The sequence below is a fragment of the Thiobacillus sp. genome (assembly GCF_024708915.1).
On sequence record NZ_JANJXQ010000183.1, the window covers coordinates 1 to 6,586 of the forward strand.

Annotated in this window: 2 protein-coding genes; both read right to left on the minus strand. The window is 62.1% G+C overall.

Annotated features, from left to right (window positions below):
* A partial coding sequence (gene rpoC / locus Q0L94_RS12740) for a DNA-directed RNA polymerase subunit beta' (RefSeq protein ID WP_296753770.1) occupies positions 1–2,388 on the minus strand: 2,388 nt, incomplete at its 3' end.
* An 81-nt stretch (positions 2,389–2,469) separates the two neighbouring features.
* Positions 2,470–6,549 (minus strand): DNA-directed RNA polymerase subunit beta, encoded by a 4,080-nt coding sequence (rpoB, locus tag Q0L94_RS12745; RefSeq protein ID WP_296753772.1) that lies wholly within the window; start codon positions 6,547–6,549, stop codon positions 2,470–2,472.
* Positions 6,550–6,586: the final 37 nt, after the last annotated feature.

Here is a 6,586-nt window from a genome sequence, read left to right on the forward strand (position 1 = left end):
CAGGTAGCCGGAGTTCGCGGTCTTCAGCGCGGTGTCGGCCAATCCCTTGCGGGCGCCGTGGGTCGAGATGAAGTACTGCAGCATGTTCAGGCCTTCACGGAAGTTCGCCGTGATCGGGGTTTCGATGATCGAGCCGTCCGGCTTCGCCATCAGGCCGCGCATGCCGGCCAGCTGGCGGATCTGTGCAGCAGAACCGCGCGCACCTGAGTCGGCCATCATGTAGATCGCGTTGAACGATTCCTGGGTGACTTCCTTGCCGTGGCGATCGACGACTTTCTCGCCGCCCAGCTGCGCCATCATGGCCTTGGCCACGGCGTCGCCGGCACGGCCCCAGATGTCCACCACCTTGTTGTAGCGTTCGCCCTGAGTCACCAGACCCGAAGTGTATTGCGATTCGATTTCCTTCACCTCGGCTTCGGCCGCGCCCAGGATCTGGCTTTTTTCATTCGGAATCAGCATGTCCTTGATGGCAATCGACATCCCCGCGCGGGTCGCGAAGGTGAAGCCGGTATACATCAGCTTGTCGGCGAAAATCACCGTCTCGCGCAGGCCGCAGCGGCGGAAGCTGGCGTTGATCAGCTTAGAGATTTCCTTTTTCTTCAGCGCCTTGTCGACGAAACTGAACGGCAGCCCCGGCGGCAGGATTTCCGACAGTAGCGCGCGGCCCAGCGTGGTCTCGACCCGTTTGATGGTCTCGACACGGTTCTTGTCCGCGTCCAGCGTCACTTCCTTGATGCGCACGGTCACGCGGGCATGCAGCTCGGCCTCGCGGTTGTCGTAGGCACGGCGTGCCTCGGTGACGTCGGCAAACAGCATGCCCTCACCTTTGGCGTTGATCTTTTCGCGCGTCATGTAATACAGGCCCAGCACGATGTCCTGCGACGGCACGATGATCGGCTCGCCGTTGGCAGGCGACAGCACGTTGTTCGACGCCAGCATCAGGGTGCGCGCTTCGGCCTGCGCTTCCAGCGACAACGGCACGTGGACGGCCATCTGGTCGCCGTCGAAGTCGGCGTTGAACGCCGCACACACCAGGGGGTGCAACTGGATCGCCTTGCCTTCGATCAGCACCGGCTCGAACGCCTGGATGCCGAGACGGTGCAGCGTCGGTGCGCGGTTCAGCATCACCGGATGCTCGCGGATAACCTCTTCCAGCAGGTCCCACACGATCGGCTCTTCGTCTTCCACCATCTTCTTGGCGGCCTTGATCGTGGTCGCCAGCCCCAGCACTTCGAGGCGGTTGAAGATGAAAGGCTTGAACAGTTCGAGCGCCATTTTCTTCGGCAGGCCGCACTGGTGCAGCTTCAGCGTCGGGCCTACCACGATGACCGAACGGCCGGAGTAGTCGACGCGCTTGCCCAGCAGGTTCTGGCGGAAGCGGCCGCTCTTGCCCTTGATCATGTCGGCCAGCGACTTCAGCGGACGCTTGTTGGCGCCGGTCATCGCCTTGCCGCGACGGCCGTTGTCGAGCAGCGAGTCGACTGCTTCCTGCAGCATGCGCTTTTCGTTGCGCACGATGATTTCCGGCGCTTTCAGTTCCAAAAGTCTCTTGAGCCGGTTGTTGCGGTTGATGACGCGGCGGTACAGGTCATTCAGATCGGAGGTGGCGAAGCGGCCGCCGTCCAGCGGCACCAGCGGACGCAGTTCGGGCGGCAGCACCGGCAGCACTTCGAGGATCATCCACTCGGGCTTGATGCCGGACTTCTGGAAGCCTTCGAGAATCTTCAGGCGCTTCGACAGCTTCTTCAGCTTGGTGTCGGAGCCGGTTTTGCTGATTTCCGAATGAAGGGTTTCCACTTCGGTGTGCAGGTCGAGCGAGCGCAGCAGTTCGCGCACCCCTTCCGCTCCCATCAGCGCCTTGAATTCGTCGCCGTATTCTTCGAGCTTGGCGAGGTAGTCCTCTTCGGTCAGCAACTGGCCGCGGTTGAGCGGCGTCATGCCGGGCTCGACCACCACGAAACCTTCGAAGTAGAGCACCCGCTCGATGTCGCGCAGGGTCATGTCGAGCACCATGCCGAGACGGCTGGGCAGCGACTTCAGGAACCAGATGTGGGCGACCGGGCTGGCAAGCTCGATGTGCGCCATGCGCTCGCGGCGCACCTTGGACAACGTGACTTCGACGCCGCACTTCTCGCAGATCACGCCGCGATGCTTCAAGCGCTTGTACTTGCCGCACAGACACTCGTAGTCCTTGACCGGGCCGAAGATCTTGGCGCAGAACAGGCCGTCGCGCTCAGGCTTGAAAGTACGGTAGTTGATGGTCTCCGGCTTCTTCACTTCGCCGTAGGACCAGGAACGGATTTTCTCCGGCGACGCCAGGCCGATCTTGATGGCGTCGAACTCTTCTTCGTGAGTCGCTTGTTTGAACAGATCGAGCAATGCTTTCATGTCTTTTCTCCGTGAGGTGTCAGGTGTTAGGCGTGAGGCGCGGAGACATTTCCTGTCCCCTCACCCCTCACTCCTCACTGTTCAATAACGTTCCAGATCGATGTCGATGCCGAGCGAACGGATTTCCTTCACCAGCACGTTGAAGGATTCCGGCATGCCGGCCTCGATCTTGTGGTCGCCCTTGACGATGTTCTCGTACACCTTGGTACGGCCGTTCACGTCGTCGGACTTCACGGTCAGCATTTCCTGCAGCACGTAGGAGGCGCCGTAGGCTTCCAGCGCCCACACTTCCATTTCGCCGAAACGCTGGCCGCCGAACTGCGCCTTGCCGCCCAGCGGCTGCTGGGTCACCAGCGAGTAGGGGCCGGTGGAACGCGCATGCATCTTGTCATCGACCAGGTGGTGCAGCTTCAGCACGTGCTTGTAACCCACCGTCACCTGGCGGTCGAAGGCTTCGCCGGTGCGACCGTCGTAGAGCGTGACCTGGCCGCCTTCGGGCAGCCCGGCCAGCGTCAGCATGCGGCGGATTTCCTCTTCCGAGGCACCGTCGAACACCGGCGAGGCAAACGGCACGCCTTTCTGCAGATTGCGCGCCAACTCGATCACTTCGTCGTCGCTGAAGCCGTCGATGTCTTCCGACTTGCCCGACTGGTTGTAGATTTCCTTCAGGAAGTGGCGCATATCCTTTATCAGCGTCCTGGTCTGCGCCGCCAGCATTTCGCCGATGCGCTCGCCCAGCCCCTTGGACGCCCAGCCGAGGTGGGTTTCCAGAATCTGGCCGATGTTCATCCGCGACGGCACGCCGAGCGGATTCAACACGATGTCGACCGGACGGCCGTCGGCCATGAAGGGCATGTCCTCGACCGGGACGATCTTCGATACCACACCCTTGTTGCCGTGGCGGCCGGCCATCTTGTCGCCGGGCTGCAGACGGCGCTTGACCGCCAGATAAACCTTGACCATCTTCTGCACGCCGGGCGGCAATTCGTCGCCCGCGGTGAGTTTTTTCTTCTTCTCTTCGAACATCACATCGAATTCGATGCGCTTCTGCGTGAGGCTGTCTTTCAGCGATTCGACCTGACGGCTGGCTTCGTCATCGGCCAGCCGGATATCGAACCAGTCGTGCCGGTTCACCGATTCCAGATAGTCCCGGGTGACCTTGCTGCCCTTGGCGAGCTTCTTCGGGCCGCCATTGGCGACTTTCAGGTGCAGCAGCTTTTCCAGTCGCGCAAAGGTGTCGTCCTCGACGATCCGCATGCGGTCGGTCATGTCCTTGCGGTACTCCGCCAGCTGGGTGTCGATGATCGACTGTGCGCGCTTGTCGCGCTCGATGCCTTCGCGGGTGAACACCTGTACGTCGATCACCACGCCGGACATGCCGGACGGCACCTTCAGGCTGGTGTCTTTCACATCGCTGGCTTTTTCGCCGAAGATGGCGCGCAACAGCTTCTCTTCCGGCGTCAGCTGGGTTTCGCCCTTGGGCGTGACCTTGCCGACCAGCACGTCGCCGGCTTCGACTTCCGCACCGATGGCGATGATGCCGGAATCGTCCAGGCGGCCCAGCTGGCGCTCGGCGAGGTTGGAGATGTCGCGGGTGATTTCTTCCGGGCCGAGCTTGGTGTCGCGCGCCACCACCGACAGCTCCTCGATGTGAATCGAGGTGTAGCGGTCTTCGGCGACGACCTTCTCGTTGATCAGGATCGAGTCTTCGAAGTTGTAGCCGTTCCACGGCATGAAGGCGACCAGCATGTTCTGGCCCAGCGCCAGTTCGCCCATGTCGGTCGACGCGCCGTCGGCGATCACGTCGCCGCGGGCGATGACGTCGCCCACCTTCACCAGCGGACGCTGGTTGATGTTGGTGTTCTGGTTGGAACGGGTGTACTTGATCAGCGAATAGATGTCCACGCCGACCTCGCCCGCACGTGCCTCCTCATCGTGCACGCGGATCACGATCCGGCCGGCGTCGATGTAATCGACGATGCCGCCGCGATACGCAGTGACCACCGTGCCGGAGTCGACCGCAGCGGTACGCTCGATGCCGGTGCCTACAAAGGGTTTCTCCGGGCGCAGACACGGTACCGCCTGGCGCTGCATGTTGGAGCCCATCAGCGCGCGGTTGGCATCGTCGTGCTCGAGGAACGGGATCAGCGAAGCCGCCACCGACACGATCTGCGCGGGTGCCACGTCCATGAATTCAATACGGTCCGGGGTCGACAGTGTGAATTCGTTTTTGTAGCGGCACGACACCAGATCGTCCTTGAATTTTCCCTTGGCATCGAGTTCGGCGTTGGCCTGCGCGATCACGTACTTGCTTTCTTCGATCGCCGACAGGAACTCGATTTCGTCGGTCACCTTGTTGTTGACGACTTTCCTGTACGGCGTCTCGATGAAACCATACCAGTTGGTGCGGGCGAACAGGGCCAGCGAGTTGATCAGGCCGATGTTCGGGCCTTCCGGCGTTTCGATCGGACACACGCGCCCGTAATGAGTCGGGTGCACGTCGCGCACTTCGAATCCGGCCCGCTCGCGGGTCAGGCCGCCGGGGCCCAGTGCGGAAACGCGGCGCTTGTGGGTGATCTCGGACAGCGGGTTGGTCTGGTCCATGAACTGCGACAACTGGCTGGAGCCGAAGAATTCCTTGATCGCCGCCGACACCGGTTTGGCGTTGATCAGGTCGTGCGGCATCAGGTTGTCGGATTCGGCCTGCGACAAACGTTCGCGCACCGCGCGTTCGACCCGCACCAGACCGGCGCGGAACTGGTTTTCGGCCAGTTCGCCCACGCTGCGCACGCGGCGGTTGCCGAGGTGGTCGATGTCGTCAATTTCGCCGCGGCCATTGCGCAGCTCGACCAGGATCTTGATGACGGCGACGATGTCTTCAGTCGACAGCGTGCCGGTACCGGTCAGCTCTTCGCGGCCGATGCGGCGGTTGAACTTCATGCGGCCCACGGCCGAGAGATCGTAACGTTCGTCGCTGAAAAACAGGTTGCCGAACAGCGCCTTCACCGCATCTTCGGTAGGCGGTTCGCCCGGCCGCATCATGCGGTAGATCGCGACCTTGGCAGCATATTCGTCGATGGTGTCGTCGGTGCGCAGGGTCTGCGAAATGAAGGCGCCGTGGTCGAGATCGTTGGTGTAGAGCGTGTTGAATTTTTCAATCCCGGCCGCGGCCAGCTTGGTCAGCAGCTCTTCGGTAATCTCATCGTTGGCGCGCGCTACCAGCTCGCCAGTGCTGGTGTCGACCACATCCTGCGACAGCACGCGGCCCACCACGAACTCGGCCGGTACCGCCCACTTCTTGACCCCTGCCGCATCCAGCTCGCGAATGTGCTTGGCGGTGATGCGCTTGTCCTTCGCGACGATGACGTGGCCGTCCTTGCCACAGATGTCGAAGCGGGCAATCTCGCCGCGCAGACGCTCGGGAACCAGTTCGAACTGCACCCCCTGGGTGTTGATGTAGAAGGTGTCCTTGCTGAAGAAATCGTCCAGGATGGCGGCCGGTGTGTAGCCCAGCGCTTTCAGCAGGATGGTGACCGGCATCTTGCGGCGGCGGTCGACGCGGAAGAACAGGATGTCTTTGGCGTCGAACTCGAAGTCTAGCCAGGAGCCACGGTAGGGAATCACGCGTGCCGAGAACAGCAGCTTGCCCGAGCTGTGCGTTTTGCCGCGGTCGTGCTCGAAGAACACGCCGGGCGAGCGGTGCAGCTGGGAAACGATGACGCGTTCGGTACCGTTGATCACAAAGGAGCCGGTATCCGTCATGAGCGGGATCTCGCCCATGTAGACTTCCTGCTCCTTGACCTCCTTGATCGTCTCCTTGGGCGCTTCGCGATCCATGATCACCAGGCGCACGCGCGCGCGCAGCGGCGACGCGAAGGTCAGGCCGCGCTGCTGGCACTCGGTCACATCGAAGGCGGGCTCGCCGAGCATGTACTGCACGTACTCGAGACGGGCGTTGCCGCTGTGGCTCGAGATCGGGAAGATCGACGTGAATGCGGCCTGCAGACCCTGGTTCCGCCGCACGTCGGGCGGCGTGTCGGCCTGCAGGAACTCGGCAAACGACTCGATCTGGGTGGCGAGCAGGAAAGGCGCATCGAGCACGGCCGCGCGCTTGGCGAAGCTCTTGCGGATACGTTTCTTTTCGGTGTAGGAATACGCCATGGATGCTCCGGCTAGAGGGCTAACATCGGAAAGACAG